This is a genomic window from Actinomycetospora atypica, from assembly GCF_042653685.1.
Taxonomy (GTDB): Bacteria; Actinomycetota; Actinomycetes; order Mycobacteriales; family Pseudonocardiaceae; genus Actinomycetospora; species Actinomycetospora atypica.
This window is the reverse complement of sequence record NZ_JBHSIV010000004.1, coordinates 224,307-239,646: the sequence shown is the minus strand read 5'-3', so window position 1 is coordinate 239,646 and position 15,340 is coordinate 224,307. Positions and strand designations below refer to the sequence as shown.

The 15,340-nt window shown below is 74.9% G+C and carries 18 protein-coding genes; 8 read left to right on the top strand and 10 right to left on the bottom strand.

The genetic code is table 11. From position 1 onward, the window contains the following. The first annotated feature begins 131 nt into the window (after nt 1-131). Complete coding sequence (locus ACFPBZ_RS05745) at nt 132-800, top strand: hypothetical protein (RefSeq protein ID WP_378035049.1); 669 nt, start codon at nt 132-134, stop codon at nt 798-800. A 168-nt stretch (nt 801-968) separates the two neighbouring features. Here the strand turns inward: ACFPBZ_RS05745 and ACFPBZ_RS05740 are convergent, their stop codons facing one another. Beyond that, on the bottom strand, nt 969-1,667 hold the full coding sequence (locus ACFPBZ_RS05740) for a hypothetical protein (protein ID WP_378035048.1): 699 nt from the start codon (nt 1,665-1,667) through the stop codon (nt 969-971). A 179-nt stretch (nt 1,668-1,846) separates the two neighbouring features. Here ACFPBZ_RS05740 and ACFPBZ_RS05735 point away from each other — a divergent pair, with 179 nt between their 5' ends. Then, entirely contained in the window at nt 1,847-3,667 is a 1,821-nt protein-coding gene (locus ACFPBZ_RS05735; RefSeq protein ID WP_378035047.1) for an ABC transporter ATP-binding protein/permease, read from the top strand. A gap of 58 nt (nt 3,668-3,725) precedes the next feature. Here ACFPBZ_RS05735 and ACFPBZ_RS05730 read toward each other — a convergent pair whose 3' ends face one another. Then, entirely contained in the window at nt 3,726-4,028 is a 303-nt protein-coding gene (locus tag ACFPBZ_RS05730; RefSeq protein WP_378035046.1) for a DUF4333 domain-containing protein, read from the bottom strand. Nucleotides 4,029-4,048: 20 nt separating this feature from the next. Here ACFPBZ_RS05730 and ACFPBZ_RS05725 point away from each other — a divergent pair, with 20 nt between their 5' ends. From ACFPBZ_RS05725 to ACFPBZ_RS05710, 4 genes are all read left to right on the top strand, one after another. Next, nucleotides 4,049-5,650: a hypothetical protein gene (locus tag ACFPBZ_RS05725; RefSeq protein WP_378035045.1), complete on the top strand. Its 1,602-nt coding sequence runs from the start codon at nt 4,049-4,051 to the stop codon at nt 5,648-5,650. A gap of 89 nt (nt 5,651-5,739) precedes the next feature. Continuing rightward, entirely contained in the window at nt 5,740-6,351 is a 612-nt protein-coding gene (locus ACFPBZ_RS05720) for a hypothetical protein (RefSeq protein WP_378035044.1), read from the top strand. A gap of 107 nt (nt 6,352-6,458) precedes the next feature. Then, the gene (locus tag ACFPBZ_RS05715) at nt 6,459-7,052 is read left to right on the top strand and encodes a hypothetical protein (protein ID WP_378035043.1); all 594 of its coding nucleotides are present in this window, start codon (nt 6,459-6,461) and stop codon (nt 7,050-7,052) included. A gap of 81 nt (nt 7,053-7,133) precedes the next feature. Then, on the top strand, nt 7,134-7,745 hold the full coding sequence (locus ACFPBZ_RS05710) for an Rv1733c family protein (RefSeq protein WP_378035042.1): 612 nt from the start codon (nt 7,134-7,136) through the stop codon (nt 7,743-7,745). Between the two features lie 18 nt (nt 7,746-7,763). Here the strand turns inward: ACFPBZ_RS05710 and ACFPBZ_RS05705 are convergent, their stop codons facing one another. From ACFPBZ_RS05705 to ACFPBZ_RS05695, 3 genes are read right to left on the bottom strand one after another with little or no spacing between them, the layout of a single operon-like run. Next, nucleotides 7,764-9,845: a xanthine dehydrogenase family protein molybdopterin-binding subunit gene (locus ACFPBZ_RS05705; RefSeq protein ID WP_378035041.1), complete on the bottom strand. Its 2,082-nt coding sequence runs from the start codon at nt 9,843-9,845 to the stop codon at nt 7,764-7,766. Next, entirely contained in the window at nt 9,842-10,846 is a 1,005-nt protein-coding gene (locus tag ACFPBZ_RS05700) for an FAD binding domain-containing protein (protein WP_378035040.1), read from the bottom strand. The genes ACFPBZ_RS05705 and ACFPBZ_RS05700 overlap by 4 nt, the downstream gene beginning before the upstream one ends. Next, entirely contained in the window at nt 10,843-11,352 is a 510-nt protein-coding gene (locus tag ACFPBZ_RS05695; protein ID WP_378035039.1) for a 2Fe-2S iron-sulfur cluster-binding protein, read from the bottom strand. The genes ACFPBZ_RS05700 and ACFPBZ_RS05695 overlap by 4 nt, the downstream gene beginning before the upstream one ends. Nucleotides 11,353-11,529: 177 nt before the next feature. Between ACFPBZ_RS05695 and ACFPBZ_RS05690 the strand changes: the two genes are divergently transcribed. Together ACFPBZ_RS05690 and ACFPBZ_RS05685 are read left to right on the top strand one after the other, a co-directional pair. Then, nucleotides 11,530-12,375, top strand: coding sequence for a hypothetical protein (locus ACFPBZ_RS05690; RefSeq protein ID WP_378035038.1), 846 nt, complete (start codon nt 11,530-11,532; stop codon nt 12,373-12,375). A 50-nt stretch (nt 12,376-12,425) separates the two neighbouring features. Next, nucleotides 12,426-13,310: an SDR family oxidoreductase gene (locus ACFPBZ_RS05685; protein ID WP_378035037.1), complete on the top strand. Its 885-nt coding sequence runs from the start codon at nt 12,426-12,428 to the stop codon at nt 13,308-13,310. Nucleotides 13,311-13,377: 67 nt separating this feature from the next. Here the strand turns inward: ACFPBZ_RS05685 and ACFPBZ_RS05680 are convergent, their stop codons facing one another. The 5 genes from ACFPBZ_RS05680 to ACFPBZ_RS05660 form a co-directional block, all read right to left on the bottom strand. After that, nucleotides 13,378-13,551: a CsbD family protein gene (locus tag ACFPBZ_RS05680; protein WP_378035036.1), complete on the bottom strand. Its 174-nt coding sequence runs from the start codon at nt 13,549-13,551 to the stop codon at nt 13,378-13,380. 79 nt (nt 13,552-13,630) lie between these two features. Then, complete coding sequence (locus ACFPBZ_RS05675) at nt 13,631-14,215, bottom strand: alkaline shock response membrane anchor protein AmaP (RefSeq protein ID WP_378035035.1); 585 nt, start codon at nt 14,213-14,215, stop codon at nt 13,631-13,633. A 5-nt stretch (nt 14,216-14,220) separates the two neighbouring features. After that, nucleotides 14,221-14,766 (bottom strand): DUF6286 domain-containing protein, encoded by a 546-nt coding sequence (locus ACFPBZ_RS05670; RefSeq protein WP_378035034.1) that lies wholly within the window; start codon nt 14,764-14,766, stop codon nt 14,221-14,223. Further along, nucleotides 14,763-15,116 (bottom strand): Asp23/Gls24 family envelope stress response protein, encoded by a 354-nt coding sequence (locus ACFPBZ_RS05665; protein ID WP_378035033.1) that lies wholly within the window; start codon nt 15,114-15,116, stop codon nt 14,763-14,765. The genes ACFPBZ_RS05670 and ACFPBZ_RS05665 overlap by 4 nt, the downstream gene beginning before the upstream one ends. After that, nucleotides 15,113-15,319, bottom strand: coding sequence for a DUF2273 domain-containing protein (locus ACFPBZ_RS05660; RefSeq protein ID WP_378035082.1), 207 nt, complete (start codon nt 15,317-15,319; stop codon nt 15,113-15,115). The genes ACFPBZ_RS05665 and ACFPBZ_RS05660 overlap by 4 nt, the downstream gene beginning before the upstream one ends. Nucleotides 15,320-15,340: the final 21 nt, after the last annotated feature.

Here is a 15,340-nt window from a genome sequence, read left to right as displayed (position 1 = left end):
GTCGTGATGTGCCCGTGACCCGTTCGTGGTGGCTTCGTTAATCGGAGTGAGGCACGGTCGGTGACCGTCGCCTCCCGGTTCGGGGAACACCGGTTCCTCCTTCCGATGCCAACGAAGACGAGGAGAACCCCATGCGTAAGCACCACGCCTCCCAGCGCCGCGACGGCCGACTCACCGGGCTCGCGGGCCGCGGCGCCTTCACTGCGGTCGCCGCCCTGGCGCTCGCGGGCGGCGGCAGCGGGCTCGCGTTCGCCACCGACTCGCCGTCGGTGGAGCACTCGAACGACAGCGACCAGCACCACCAGTGCGGCTGCGGACACGGGTCCGACGGCCACGAGCACGGCCACCCGGGCAAGGGTGAGGAGAAGCCGGACGACGGCGGCTCGATGCTCCCGAAGCCCCCGGTCGACCTGCCGATCGACCTGCCGGACGTGCCGGGCACGGACACCCCGGCCGACGACACCCCGGCCGATGAGACTCCGGCCGACGAGACGCCGGCCGATGAGACGCCGGCCGATGAGACCCCGGCCGATGAGACCCCGGCTGACGAGACGCCGGCCGACGAGACCCCGGCCGACGAGACCCCGGCTGACGAGACCCCGGCCGACGAGACCGACCCGGCTCCGGTCGAGAACCCTGAAGGGTCCGACGGGGAGGACGACGGCGGGCCCGGGACGCTTCCGGGTGACGAGTCGCCGTCGCCCGACAGCGGGCTGGGCGACCCCGAGGAGGACGACGCGCCTGCTGGGGGAGGGTCCGCCGGGGACGCGATCATGGACTCGATCCTGTCCATGAGCTGATCCGCCTGCCGAGAGGCACACTGCGCAGGATCGGAGCCCCCGAATCCTGCGTGGTGTGCCGCTCCCCGGTCACCCCGCTCATCGGGACTCGACCCCGACCGAGCGGGCACCTGGAGGGGTTCCGAGGCCCGTCGGACCCCTCCAGGTGCCCGCTCGAAACCCATCTGCCTAGCGAGCGAGCCGCTCCCACGCTCCCGGCGCCACGGCCACCCACACCGACGGGTCCGTGTCCGTGACCGCGTCGGGCACCGGCAGCGAGAGCAGCGTGCCGCGGGCCTCGCCGCCGGGGGCGATCGTCGGCTGGGCCGCCCCGCCGGTCGTCGTCGCCCGGGCGAAGACGACGCACTCGTCCCCGAGCCCGCGGTACTGGCCGGGCGGGGCGGCCGGGCTCGTGTTCTGGCAGATCGCGCCGCTCGTCGCGGCGACGGCCAGTGGGCGCACCCCCAGCTGGAACACTTGCGTGCGGGGCGAGAGTGGGTTCGGCGCGGCCGCGGGACCGGGGTTCCGGACGACGATCGACGCCGCCAACAGGTGGGAGTTCGCGCTGGTCACGCCCCGGGTGCTCGGGGCGAACGACCCGATCCCCACCTCGTAGCGCACGCCGCCCGCGGTCATGGACGTCGTCGGCTGGAGGCCCACGTCGGTCGGGACGGGGGCGGGACCGACGGCGGCCGTGCCGGCCACGGGATCGTCGTCGGACAGGAACGTCAGGGCGAGGACGACCACGAGGACCGCCGCGAGCACGCCGAGCACCACGACAATCGACACCCGCCCGCGCCCGCCCCAGGTCTGGGTGCCGGGCCAGTGGGCGTCGCCGGTGTCGTCGTCGACGTCGCGCGGGAGCTCCCCGAACGGCGAGCGGGTCATCGGCCGGTCCTTCCCGACGAGGCGTGCGGTCGCCCCACCCTGTCAGGCCGGCGCCGAGCCCGTCGGAGCCTCGCGCGGAACCGGGTCACGACGACTCGGTCACCCACGTCCCCGTCGGACGTCCCGGCCCACTCGCTACTGTCCGGCGCTGATCTACCGCGGTGATCGGGAGGAAGACGGTGGAATCGGTCGACTGGGGCACCGAATGGCTGTCCAGCCTGATCTGGATCGCGCTGGTGTGGGTCGCCACCGTGATCGGTTTCGCGATCGTCGCGACGCTGATCGTGCGCCTGCTGACGTGGGGCAGGCAGTTCTGGCGGCTCGCCGGTCCGTGGATGGACCCCAGGACCGGCGACGACGGGTGGCGACCGGTCCTGTTCGTCCTCGGGCTGCTCGCGCTCGTGGTGCTGCAGGTGCGCCTGACGATCCTCTACACGTACCAGACCAACGACCTGTACACGGCTCTGCAGAACCTCGACGCCGGCGCGTTCTGGCGCTCGGTCGGCATCTTCGCGGTGATCGCCGCCCTGTCGGTCCTCGAGGCACTCGTGACCTACTACGTGGGCCAACGATTCCTGATCCGCCTCTGGGAGTCGCTCAACCACCGGCTCCTCGGCGACTGGCTGGGTGACCGCGTCTATCACCGCTCGCGGTTCTCCGACACCCAGGTCGACAACCCCGACCAGCGCATCCAGGAGGACATCTCCTCCTTCGCGAGGACCTCGTACTCCCTCTCGATCGGGCCGGCCGGCGCGGTCCAGGCCCTGGTGACCCTGCCGTCGTTCACGATCATCCTCTGGCATCTCTCCGGCCCGTTCACGATCCTCGGCCTCGAGATCCCGCGGGCGATGACCTTCATCGCCTTCCTCTACGTCATCGTCGCGACCGTCTTCGCCTTCCGCATCGGCAAACCGCTGATCCGGCTGAACTTCCTCGACGAGGGCCTCGGGGCGCACTACCGGTACGCGCTGATCCGGGTGCGGGACAACGCCGAGAACATCGCCTTCTACCGCGGCGAGTCGGTGGAGCGGCGCACGCTCGACAGGCGGTTCGGGGCCGTCATCGCGAACTACCGACGGATCGTCGTCCGGACCCTGAAGTTCAACGGGTTCAACCTCGTCATCACCCAGATCTCCCAGGTCTTCCCGATCATCCTGCAGGCGCCACGATTCTTCGCGCAGCAGATCAGCCTCGGCGACGTCCAGCAGACCGCGCAGGCGTTCGGTCAGGTGCACGACTCGCTGAGCTTCTTCCGCAACGCCTACGACACGTTCGCCGGCTACCGTGCCGTGCTCGACCGGCTCACGGGCCTGCTCGACGCCGATGCCGAGGCCCGTGCGCTCCCCACGCTCGACGCGACGGACCGCAGCGAGGGCCTCGCCGTGCGGGACCTCACCGTCCGCACGCCCGATGGCGCGCTCCTCGTCGAGGAGCTGGACCTGACCCTGGGCGAGTCGGACACCCTGCTCATCACGGGGCGCTCGGGCTTCGGCAAGACGACCCTGCTCCGGAGCCTCGCCGACCTCTGGCCCTACGCCGAGGGCAGCATCGAGCGCCCGGGCGGACCGCGCTCGATGTTCCTGTCCCAGCAGCCGTACCTCCCGCTCGGGACCGTCCGCGCGGCTCTCGCCTATCCGCGTCCGCCGGAGGAGGTTCCCGACGACGAGGCGGGCCGGGTACTGCGCGAGGTCGCCCTCGGGCACCTCGTCGACCGCCTCGACGAGGAGGAGGTCTGGTGGCGGACCCTCTCACCGGGCGAGCAGCAGCGTCTGGGCTTCGCGCGCCTGGTGCTCACGCGCCCGGACGTCGTCTTCCTCGACGAGGCGACCGCCGCCCTCGACGAGGGCCTGGAGCACGACCTCTACTCGTTCGTCCGGCGTGAGCTGCCCGATCTGGTGCTCGTGAGCGTCGGGCACCGCAGCAGTCTCGAGACGTTCCACTCGCGCCGCCTCGTCCTGCAGGGCGAGGGACGGTGGGCGCTGGAGTCGATCGGCGGGTGAGGTCCGTCCGGACCGTGTCCGACGGACACGGTCCGGACGAGGTGCCTCGAGCTCCGGGTCAGCCGACCTTCGCGATGTCGAAGGCGACCGAGCTGCCTTGGACGGCCGTGATGGTGACGCCGAGCTGCGCCTGCTCCCCGTCGAGGGTGCCGGAGCAGACGGTGGAGGCGCCGACCTGGGCGGGGAGGGCCTGCGGGCAGGTGACGTCCTCCGCGTTCGCCTGGCGCGCGACCTCGGCGCCGAGCTCGCCCGGGGCAACCGGGGGGCGCGGGGTCGGCCTAGTCGTCGAGCGCTTGCTCCGTACAAAGGTGACGTCCCGTCGCGCCGTCGCGCGCCGGGTACCGATGCGGGCATGCTGCACCGGGCGAGGGAGGAGGGTCGATGGGCACGCTGTACCGCAGCATCTGGTCCTCCGACGACCCCGGCGCCGTCGACCTGGCCGACGCGGCGTTCACGCGCTGGGCCGAGCACGCCGCCGAGCGCGACCACCGGCCGCTGTCCGACCCGGGCACCCGCACCCGGACCAGCAAGCAGGACCGCTACACGCTGCGCCGCGAGGTCCACCGCGACGCGACGGCCTCGAAGATCACCGCGGTCGTCCGAGCCGTCTTCATCGCCAACCGCCGCGACGGCATCCGGTGGACCACCACGCTGCGCACCTGGGCCGGGGCGAGCGCCCAGCACGAGGGCGCGAAGGCGTGGGTGTGGGTCGACGTGGACGCCTCGTCGCACCACCCCAACGAGCCGATCATCCCGCGCCCACCGATCTTCGTCAGCGAGCTCCTCACCAGCACCGGGGCCTCGCGCCACGGCGTCGACCTGCGGGCCGCCCCCGTGCGGTACCGGGGGGAGGAGGGCGCGGAGGCGCTCGCCGACCTCGTGACCCACGCCGACCGGGACGTGCCCGTCGTCGTGCTGGCCGACCTCGACGACGACGCCGGGCTGGACGACGGCCGGGTCCTCGACGCGGTGGTCCGCCGGACGGTGCGCGACGTCGCCGGCCTCGCCCCGGTCGCCCTCGTCGACCCTCCCGCCCGCCGGGCCCTCGCCGAGGCCCTGGCCGAGGACGACGAGCTGGCCCCCGGCGGGCTGCGGCTCTACCAGCCCGGCTACGACCCGGCCGAGGGCGAGGAGCGCCGCCTCGAGGTCCGCCCCGAGCGCTTCTGGACGAGGCCGGGGATGGCCGGGCGGATCGTCGCGGGCGTCGTCGCCCCGCTGTCCACGGCGCGGCGTCCCCCCGACTCCTACGACCGCGCCCGCGCCCACCTCGACGCCCAGGCCCCCACCGAGGTGGGCGCGAAGCTCGAGCGCTCGACGGCCCGCATCGCCGACCTCGAGCAGGAGCTCGCGTCGGAGCGCTCCTTCGCCGAGGGTGTCCTGGAGGAGTACGGCGACCTCGAGCACGAGGTCGCGAGCCTGCGCGACCAGCTGCGCCTGCTCACCGGCGACCTCTCCCGCCTGCGCGACGAGCGTTCCGACGCCGGGATCGAGGACATCGACCTCGCCCCGGTGCACGCCCGCGACTGCAGCGACGCGGCCTCCCTCACCCGCAAACACCTCGTGAAGTACGTGGAGTTCCCGACGAGCGCCGGCGTCGACCTGGAGCTGCTCGACCGCCAGTCCGCGGGGGCGGCCTGGGGGGCCCAGGCGTGGCGGGCGCTGCGGGCGCTGGCCTTCTACGCCCGGGCGCGCACCCGCGACGGCTTCGACGGCGACTTCTTCCAGTGGTGCTGGAACTCGGGGCACCCGATGGCGTGGCAGGCCAGCCCGCGCAAGCTCGCGATGCGGGAGTCGAAGTCGGTGATGGACCGCTGGCCCGAGACCCGCACGTTCGAGGTCGACGGCGAGCTCCGCGAGGTCGAGTCGCACATCAAGATCTCCTCCGCGGGCATGGCGCCCCGGATCTACTTCACGTGGGTGGAGCGGACCGGGCGGATCCACGTGGCCTACTTCGGGCGGCACCTGCGCAACACCATGACCTAGCGCATTCGCCGTGCGCATGTGGGTGAACTGTGGGGTGATGGCAGCGCACGATCCGAGCAGGCGTCGCAGGATCGGGTGGGGAGGCCACGATGACGCAGCAGATCCACCGCACCACGCCCGTCGTCGGGACGGCCGTGCCCGTGCCTCGGCGCCCGTCGGAGCCGTCGTCACCGTCGACCTTGGCGCCGTGGACCCCCACGCCCCCGCAGGGCATCCGCTGGCTCGACGCCACGGCCGTGCCGCCACCCTCGCCCTCGTCGCGTCCGCCGCGGACCCGCCGGTGGGTCTGGGTCACCGCCGTGGCGGCCCTCGTCGCGGCGGTCGCGCTCGTCGCGGGGCTGCTCGTGTCGGCGAACCGGACGATGACGGTGCAGGGCACAGTGGTCGTCGCGGGGTCGACCGCGCTGCTGCCCGGCGCCCCGTGCCAGGCCCCGGCTTTGTCCGACCGGTCGGTCTCGATCTTCGGGGCCGACGGGCTGCTGGTGGGAACCGCGCCGCTGTCCGCCGCGGGGGTGGCGGTCGACCAGTGGGGCTCGTCGTTCCCGTTCGCCGACGCCTGCCGGTACACCTTCCTGCTCAGCGACGTGCAGGCGAGCGACGACCGCTACCGCGTCGGGGTCGGCAGCTCCGTGGCCACCACCACCGAGTTCACCCGTGAGCAGCTCGAGACCCGCGGGGCCGCGATCACCTACGGGCGCTGAGCCCGAGTCCACGCGTTCGGTGGACGCGCCACCGGACTCCTCGACGGCCACGGGCACCCGGCGGGATACTCCGCCGGCCCCACCGCCGGCAGGGGCCCGGAGGCGTCATGGGTCAGGACACGGGGATGCAGCAGGACACGGCGGAGCCCGTCACCGAGCGGCTGCCGTCCCTCCCGTCCGCCACGCGTCGTCGGCCGCTGGTCCTGGCGCTGGTGGCGCTCGTGCTGCTGGCCACCGGCGCCGCGGGCGGCTGGCTCGTACGGGGCGCGACGACGAGGCCCGCAGCGGCTCCGGCGCCCGTCACCGTCACGGTGCAGCCGACGCCGCTCGCCGCGCCGCCCATCGTCCCCGCCCCGACGACCAGGGCGACCGGTGTCCCGGTCCTCGGGACCGCGCGGCCCGACTCCCGGGGCTACGGCAGCCCCCGCCCCTCCGTGATCGACGGCGGCGCGAGCAGCTCGGGCCTTGTGGAGGGCGTGCGGTGGTCGGACTGGGGCGAGGACCGGGCGCGCGGCCGGGGCACCGCGCTCTACGTGCCCGAGGGCTCGGCGAACGCCGAGGGCCGCCGCGAGCGCGCGGAGGTCGTCGCGTTCGACCTCGGGGAATGCGACGGCCGCCGCGCCTACCGCCGCGTCGCCTGGTACTTCCCGCAGCACGACGAGGCCTTCGACCCGGCCCGCTCGCTCCCGGTCTGCTCCTGACCGAGCCGGTCCCGTCACATCACACCGTCCGATCCGGCCCGCCGGGGTACTCGGACCCGGAACGTGAGACGGGAGCCGGACGTGGTGACAGGTGGCGGGATCGACCGGCTCCGGGGGGTCCTCTTCCCCCGGCCGAGCGCACTGCGGCGGCGGTCGGACCGCATCGAGACCGCCGTCCACCGGCTCGCCGTGCTCGTCCTGGTGCTGATGGTGCCGGTGGTCGTCGTGCTCGGGCAGGCCGGTGCCCGCCACGCCGCCGACGTCGCGGCGACGGTCCGGGCCACCGCGCACCCGGTCGTCGCCACCGCCGGCACCGCACCCCCGCCGGTCGCCGACCCGGCCATGGCCTACGGCGGCGCGCTCCTCGCCGTCCCGGTCACGTGGGTCGGCGACGACCTCCGGGTGCACTCCGCGACGATGCCCCTCGGCCCCGCCGTGGACGCCGGCCGGCAGGTCCCGCTGTGGGTCGACGCTGACGACCGGCCCGTCGACCCGCCCGCCTCCGCCGGGGACGCGACGGCGGAGGGCGTGATCGACGGGGTCGCCGTGCTCGTGGCCACCCTGGCGGTGCTCGTCGGGCTCCTGGTCGGCGTCCGCACCGCCCTCGACCGGGGCCGCCTGCGGAAGTGGGACGCCGACTGGTGGGCCTTCGTCCACCGCCGCCGGGACGGGACCCGCCCCGGCGACTGGTGACCCGGCCGGTGGTGGAGCTCAGCCCCCGAGGAACGCGTCGCAGGTGATCGGCAACGACCGGACCCGCACGCCCGTGGCGTGGTACGCCGCGTTCGCGATGGCCGCGGCCACCCCGACGATGCCGATCTCCCCGATGCCCTTCGCGCCCATCGGGTTGACGTAGGGATCGTCCTCGTCGACCCAGATCGCCTCGACGTCGCGCACGTCGGCGTTCGCGGCGATGTGGTAGCCGGCGAGGTCGTGGTTCACGACCTGCCCGAAGCGGGGGTCGACGACGCTCTCCTCGTGCAGCGCCATCGACAGGCCCCAGATGATGCCGCCGCGCAGCTGGGACCGGGCGAGCTGCGGGTTGAGCACGTTGCCCACCCCGTAGACCCCGAGCAGCCGCGGGACGCGCACCTCGCCGGTGTCGGCGTGCACCGCCACCTCGGCGAACTGGGCGCAGTGCGCCGCCATCGCCAGCTCCTCGGCCCACGGGTTGTCGGGCGTGGCCGCGTCGGCCTCCGACCCGTCCTCCGGGTCGTCGCCCCACTTGTCGCGGAACCGGTCGGCCGCCTCGGCGATCGTCGAGCCCCACGAGGCCGTGCCCGCCGACCCGCCGGCGATCGACCCGGGCGGGACGTCGGTGGAGCCGATCACCACCGAGATCCGGTCGACCGGCACGGCGAGGGCATCGGCCGCGATCTGGGTGAGCACCGTGCGGGCCCCCTGGCCGATGTCGGCCGCCCCGATCTCCACCCGGTACCGGCCCTCGGAGAACGCGATGTTCGCGGTGGAGCCGGGCATGCGGAACGCCGGGAACGTCCCGGCGGCCACCCCGGTGCCGTGCCACCAGCCGTCGACCAGCCGGGTGCGCGGCCGCGGGTCGCGGTCGGCCCAGCCGAAGCGCTCGGCGCCGGTGCGCAGGCACGCGACGAGGTTGCGGCTGGAGTAGGGCAGGCCCGACTCGGGGTGCACCGACGGCTCGTTGCGCACCCGCAGCTCGATCGGGTCGATCCCGAGCGCCACCGCGAGCTCGTCCATCGCGCACTCGAGCCCGAGGCTGCCGGGCGCCTCGCCGGGGGCGCGCATGTAGGTGGGGGCGTCGAGGTCGAGCGGGACCGCCCGGTGGGAGGTCCGCAGGGTCGCCGTCGCGTACATCGACCGGCTGGAGCCGCCCGCGGGCTCGACGAACTCCTTCCAGCGCGCCGACCCCGCGACCACGTCGTGCGCGACCGCGGTCAGCGTCCCGTCGGCCGAGGCCCCCAGACGCAGGTGCTGGACCGTGGTGGCCCGGTAGCCCACGGTCTGGAACATCTCCTGCCGCGAGAGCGCGAACCGCACCGGGCGACCGGGCACCAGGCGTGCGGCCAGCACGGTGAGGACCGAGCCCGCGTGCAGGAAGCCCTTGGTGCCGAAGCCGCCGCCGACGTGCGGGGAGACCACCCGGACGTCCTCGGGCTCGAGCCCGAAGAGCCCCGCCAGGACCTGCTGCGCGAGCCCCACGCCCTGGCTCGACTCGTGGACCTCCAGACGGTCGCCGTCCCAGCGCGCAACGGTGGCGTGCGGCTCCATCGGCGTGTGGTGCTCGACCGGGGTGGTGTACGTGGCGTCCACGGTCACCGCCGCGGAGGCCAGCGCCGCGTCGGGGTCGCCGACCACGGTATCGGCCGCCTGCCCGTTGCCGAGGACCGACGGGGCGTAGAGCTCGGGGGAGTCGGGGTCGAACCCCGTCGTCTGGGCCTCCTCGTCGTAGGTCACCACCACGAGCGACGCGGCCTCGGCCGCCACCTCCGAGGTCTCGGCGAGCACGGCCGCGACGTACTGCCCGCGGTGCACCACGGTCCTGTCCTGCAGGACGAGGACCTCCGGGTCGCCCCCGTCGACGAGGCGGGGTGCCTGCTCGTGCGTGATCACCGCGACGACGCCGGGGAGGGCCTCGGCGGCGGCGGTGTCGATCGCGGTGACGGTGCCCCGGGCGACGGTGGCCTGCACGGGGCGCAGGTGCAGCGGGTTCTCCACGGGGGCCTCGGCTGCGTAGTGCGCGGTGCCGAGGACCTTGTCGGGGCCCTCGATGCGCCGCACCGAGGTGCCCAGGGAACGGGCGTCGATAGTGGTCATGCGTGCTCCCGGGCGAGGCGGCGGAGGGTGTCGACGGCGGCGCCGGTCACCAGCGGGACCTTGAAGGCGTTGCCGCCGAGCGGGGTCTCGACCGGCGCGGCGTCGGCCAGCTCGGCCTCCATCGCGGCGCGGAAGGACTCGTCGGTGGCCGGGGCGCCGCGCAGGGCCGCCTCGGCCGTCGTCGCGCGCCACGGCTTGTGGGCGACCCCGCCGAGCGCGAGGCGGACGTCGGTGACGACGCCGTCGTCCACCACCAGCCCGGCCGCGACCGAGACCAGCGCGAACGCGTACGACGCGCGGTCGCGCACCTTGCGGTAGGTCGAGTTCGCGGCGACCGCGTCGGCCGGCGGGAGGTCGACCGCGGTGATCAGGTCGCCGTGGTCGAGCACGGTGTCGCGCGTCGGGTCGTCGCCCGGCAGGCGGTGGAGCTCGCGGAGCGGGACCGTCCTCCCGCCGTCCGGCCCCAGGACCCGGACGTCGGCGTCGAGCGCGGCCAGCGCCACCGCCATGTCGGAGGGGTGCGTGGCGATGCAGTGCTCGGAGGCACCGAGGATCGCGTGGTAGCGCGCCCAGCCCTCCCGCGCGGAGCAGGCCTCGTCGAGCGACCGCTTGGTGCACGGCGTGCTCGGGTCGGCGAAGTACGCGCAGCGGGTGCGCTGCAGGAGGTTGCCGCCGGTGGTGGCCATGTTGCGCAGCTGGCCCGAGGCCCCGGCGAGGATCGCGGCCGCGAGCATCGGATAGCGCTCCCGCACGAGCGGGTGCGCCGCCATGTCGGAGTTCGCGACCCCGGCCCCGAGGCGCAGCGACCCGTCGTCGAGCTCCGTGACCTCGGTGGAGGTGAGCCCGGTGACGTCGACGAGCCGGCTGGGGCTGACGATGCCGAGCTTCAGGTGGTCGATCAGGTTGGTCCCGCCGGCGAGGAACCGCGCGTCGGGGTCGGCACCGACGACGGCGACCGCGGCCGCGGCATCGTCGGGACGGGCGTAGGCGAAGGGCTTCACCGGGCGGCCTCCTGCACGGCGGTCACGATGTTCGAATAGGCCGCGCAGCGGCACAGGTTGCCGCTCATGCGCTCGGCGATCTCCGCGCGGTCGAGCGTGACCTCGCCGGTGAGGTCGGCCGTCGCGGCGCTGGGCATCCCGCGGCGGGCCTCGTCGAGGGCGCCGACCGCGGAGCAGATCTGGCCCGGCGTGCAGTAGCCGCACTGGTAGGCGTCGTTGGCGAGGAACGCCTCGGCGACCGGGTGCAGTTCGCCCTCGGGGGCGAGCCCGTTCGCGGTGGTGACGTCGGCGCCGTCGCGGGCGACGGCGAGGGTGAGGCACGCGAGTACGCGGCGCCCGTCGACGAGGACGGTGCACGCGCCGCACTGCCCGTGGTCGCACCCCTTCTTCGTGCTGGTGACACCCAACCGCTCGCGCAGGGCGTCGAGCAGCGTGGTGCGGGGATCGACGTCGAGCTCGTGCCGGTGGCCGTCGACGGTGAGCCCGATGGGGATGGTGGTGGTCATCTCCGCCTCTCGGTGGGTCGTGGCACCCACCGTTGCACGGAGCACCGACATCCAGCCCGGGAGCGCCTGTCCCAGGCTGGGCGGGAATAGGCCATCCGGGTCCGCCGACCTGCGGGAGTCCTGACACAGCGTCCCGTATGCGCCATCCTGCCTCCCACGCGTTCACCGGGAGTTCACATGACGGTCCTCTGGCGGGCCCTCTGGTCGTCGCCCCACGGGGCGGCGGTGGAGCGCGTCGACCGGGTCGCGGTCGCCTGGGCGGAGGAGGTCGCGCACCGTCACGCTCACCACCTGCCCGGCGACGGCTCGCGGGTGCGGGCGAGCGACGAGGGCCGGTTCGTCCTGGTCCGCGACACCCACGCCGACCCGGCCGACCCGGAGATCACCGCCGCGGTGCGCCTCGACGTCGTCGACACCCGCGACGACGGCCGGCGCACGCACACCCGCGTCCGCTCGTGGCGCGGTCCGGGTGCGACGGCCGAGGGGGGCCGGGCGTGGGTGTGGGTCGACGTCGAGGGACCCGGCGGCCTCCCGCCCGTGCCGGAGTTCGTCCCCGACCTGCTGGCGGGGACCGACGCGGGCCGCCACGGGGTGGCGCTGCGGGCGTCGGTCTCCCGCTGCCGACGGCCGGACCCCGGGAGTCCCGACCGGGACGTGCCGCTGGTGCTGATCGGCCTTCCCGACGACGCCCCGCCCGCGGCGGTGCGCCGGATCGAGACCGCCGCGCACCGGACGGCCCGTGCGGTCGCGGGGCTCGCGTCGGTGGTGCTCGTCGGGTCCCGGCGCCCGGGCCCCGTGCGGATCGACCTGCCGCACGGCGAGCCGTCCGTCGAGCTCCCGGCCGATCCCGCGTGCGTCCCGGAGGCCGTGGCGCGCGTCGTCGTCCCGCGGTCGGTGCGGCTCGGGGTGCCGGCGAGCTGGGCGGGAGCGGGGGAGCGGCTCGGGCCGAGGGTGCCCGACGAGCTCGTCGAGAAGGTCGCGGAGGCCCCCACCCGCGGCCGCTACCCCTTCGATCCCCGCTGACGACCCGGGTCCGACGTGTGGCGGCCCGCTCGACGGGCACTCTGACCCCCATGAGCGAGACCCCGACGATGCCCGCCCCCTCCTTCGCCGTCACCGGCGCCACCGGCCACCTCGGCCGCCTCGCCGTCGACGCCCTCCTGCGCCGCGGCATCCCGGCCGGCAACGTGTTCGCCCTCGTCCGCGACCCCGCGCGGGCCGAGGACCTCGCCGAGCTCGGCGTCGGCGTCCGCGAGGCCGACTACGACCGTCCCGACACCCTCGGCCCCGCCCTCGAGGGCATCGAGCGCCTCCTGCTGGTCTCGAGCCCCACCACCGGCGACCGCGTGCGGCAGCACACCGCCGTCATCGAGGCCGCGAACGCCGCCGACGTCGGCCACGTCGTCTACACCAGCGTCATCCACGCCGACGAGACCGAGCTGCTCCTCGCCCCCGAGCACGCCGCCACCGAGGACGTGCTGCAGGGCTCGGGGTTGCCGTTCGCGGTGGCCCGCAACGGCTGGTACATCGAGAACTACACCGCCCGCATCAGCGAGTTCCTCGAGCGCGGCGAGATCGTCGGCGCCGCCGGCGAGGGGCGCATCTCGGCCGCCACGCGCGCCGACTACGCGGAGGCCGCGGTGACGCTGCTGGCCGGCGACATCACCGACTACCAGGGCTACTGGGAGCTCGGCGGGCCGTCGTTCACCCTGGCCGACCTCGCCGCGACGATCACCGAGGTCACCGGGACGCAGGTCTCCTACCGCGACCTCTCGGGCGAGGACTTCACCGCGCTGCTCACCGAAACCGGCATGGACGCCGACACCGCCGGGTTCGTCGCCTCGCTCGACCTCTCGGCGGCCCGCGGGGAGCTGCAGACCGACAGCCCGGCGCTCGAGAACCTCCTCGGCCGGGCCCCGACGTCGCTCCACGACGCGGTGCGCGCCGCCGTCGTCTGACCCCCCGACGCACGACGACGCCCGTACCCCGGTCATCGGGGTGCGGGCGTCGTCGTGAAGGGGAGGGTCAGGACTTGAAGGCGTCCTTGATCTTCTCGCCGGCCTGCTTGACGTTGGCCTTGCCCTGCTCGGCGCGGCCCTCGGCCTCGAGCTTCTCATTGCCGACCGTGCGGCCGACGGTCTCCTTGACCTTGCCCACGAGCTCCTCGGCCTTGTTGTCGGCCTTCTTCGACTCGCTCATCAGGGACTCCTCTCGGTTCGGTACTGCTCTGAATGCCACTACCCCGTCCGCCCACCGAATCCACCGGTGGACGGGGAACTCAGGCGACCCGCTCGTCCTCGCGGGCCCGGCCGGTGCGCATCAGCAGCTCGGTCGGCACCGAGCCGACGTCGAGCGCGCTCCGCAGCCGCGGGAGGGCGTGTCCACCGAGGTGGGCGCGGGCCTCGGCCGGGTCGGCCCCGGCGTCGACGGCCAGCTCGACGAACAGCGTCGGCGCCGGGCCGCCGCGGGTCAGCCGCACCCGGGCGTCCGCGATCGCCGGGTGGGCAACGAGGTCGTCCCGCAGGGCGTCCTCGGCCACGCCGGAGGGCACCGAGGTGGTGCCGGGCGTGGGACCGTCCGCGTCCACCGACCACGCGCTGCCCGCGGGGCGCCGCCGGGCCTGGGCGAGCAGCCAGCGCAGGGCGAGCAGCCCGACGACGACGCCCGCGACGGCCGCGACCCAGGGCACCCAGCCCGGGAGCGGGTCGGGGGCCGACAGGATCGGGGAACCGGCGTCGAGCAACGGCAGCCGACCGGTCGAGATCCCGGCCGCCAGGACGGCGGCGGCGATCAGCAGCAGCCCGACGAGGGCGAGCAGCGAGCGGTTGAGCCGGGCGGGCGGGTTCGTCGCGCGGCGGGCCATGGCGATCAGGGCTCCTTGCGGGTGGAGGTGACGGTGACGCGCAGCCGGGGGCGACGGGCCAGCGCGAGGGCGTCGAGGTCCGCGGACAGGTCCGCGGTGAGGACCTCGCGCAGGTCCGCGGTGGTGCCGCGGTGCGTCCGGGCCGAGACGCGGATCCGGTTGCGCCGCACCCGGACCGTCGCCCGGTCCACTCCCTCGACCGCGACGGCGCGTCGGCGCAGCCGGGTCGAGAGGTCGGTGCGGTGCCAACCGGCCGAGCCGTTCCAGGCCTCGGCCGGGGCGGCGGCGAGCGGCAGCACGTGGCTGGCGCCCGGGACGATCGCGGCGCCGACCAGCAGCACACCGACCACCGCGGCGACCGCCGCGACGATCACGACGATGCCGGAGCCCCACGCGACGCCCGACAGGGCGCCGGTGACGGCCTCGAAGGTGAACACCGGCCGGTAGTCCGACAGCGTCTGGATCGCCGCGGTCGCGACCAGCGCACCGGCCGCGAGGAGCACGAGCGCGACGACCAGGGCCGGGGCGGTCCGGCGGGAACGGCGGATCATGCGACCACCCGCCGGCTCGCGCCCGCTGCGGGCACGGGGAGGGCGGCCACGTCGACGTCGACCCGGCCGACGGTGAGGTCGGCCAGTTCGGCGAGCCTGGCCCGCACCCGGCCGCGGGTCGCGTCGGCCGTCGCCGCGACGTTCGCCGGGTAGGCGATCGCCACGGTGAGGCCGATCTCGACGCGCTCCCCGGTCCGCTGCACCGTGGCCCGGGTCCGCGTCCCGCGTCCCCCGCCGGGGGGCCGGCCGACCCCGTCGATCTCGCCGGCGGCCGCGACCACCAGCTTCTCGACGACGCCGTCGGCGATCGACAGGGTGCCGCGTTCCTCGGCCGGGGCGGGCGCGCTCATCGCCGCACCCGGGCCCGGTCGGAGCCGGAGCCGCGGAACTGGTCGGCGATCCCGTCGACGTCGAGCTGGCCGTCGAGCCAGCGGCCGACCAGCAGCCCGACGGCGCCGAGCACGAGGACGAGCAGGAAGGCACCGAACCCGCCGAAGGCGCCGGCGAAGCCGAGGGCGACGCCGACGGCGAGGCCGAGGGTGGTGTTGGACAGGGGCATGGGAGGACCTCCGCA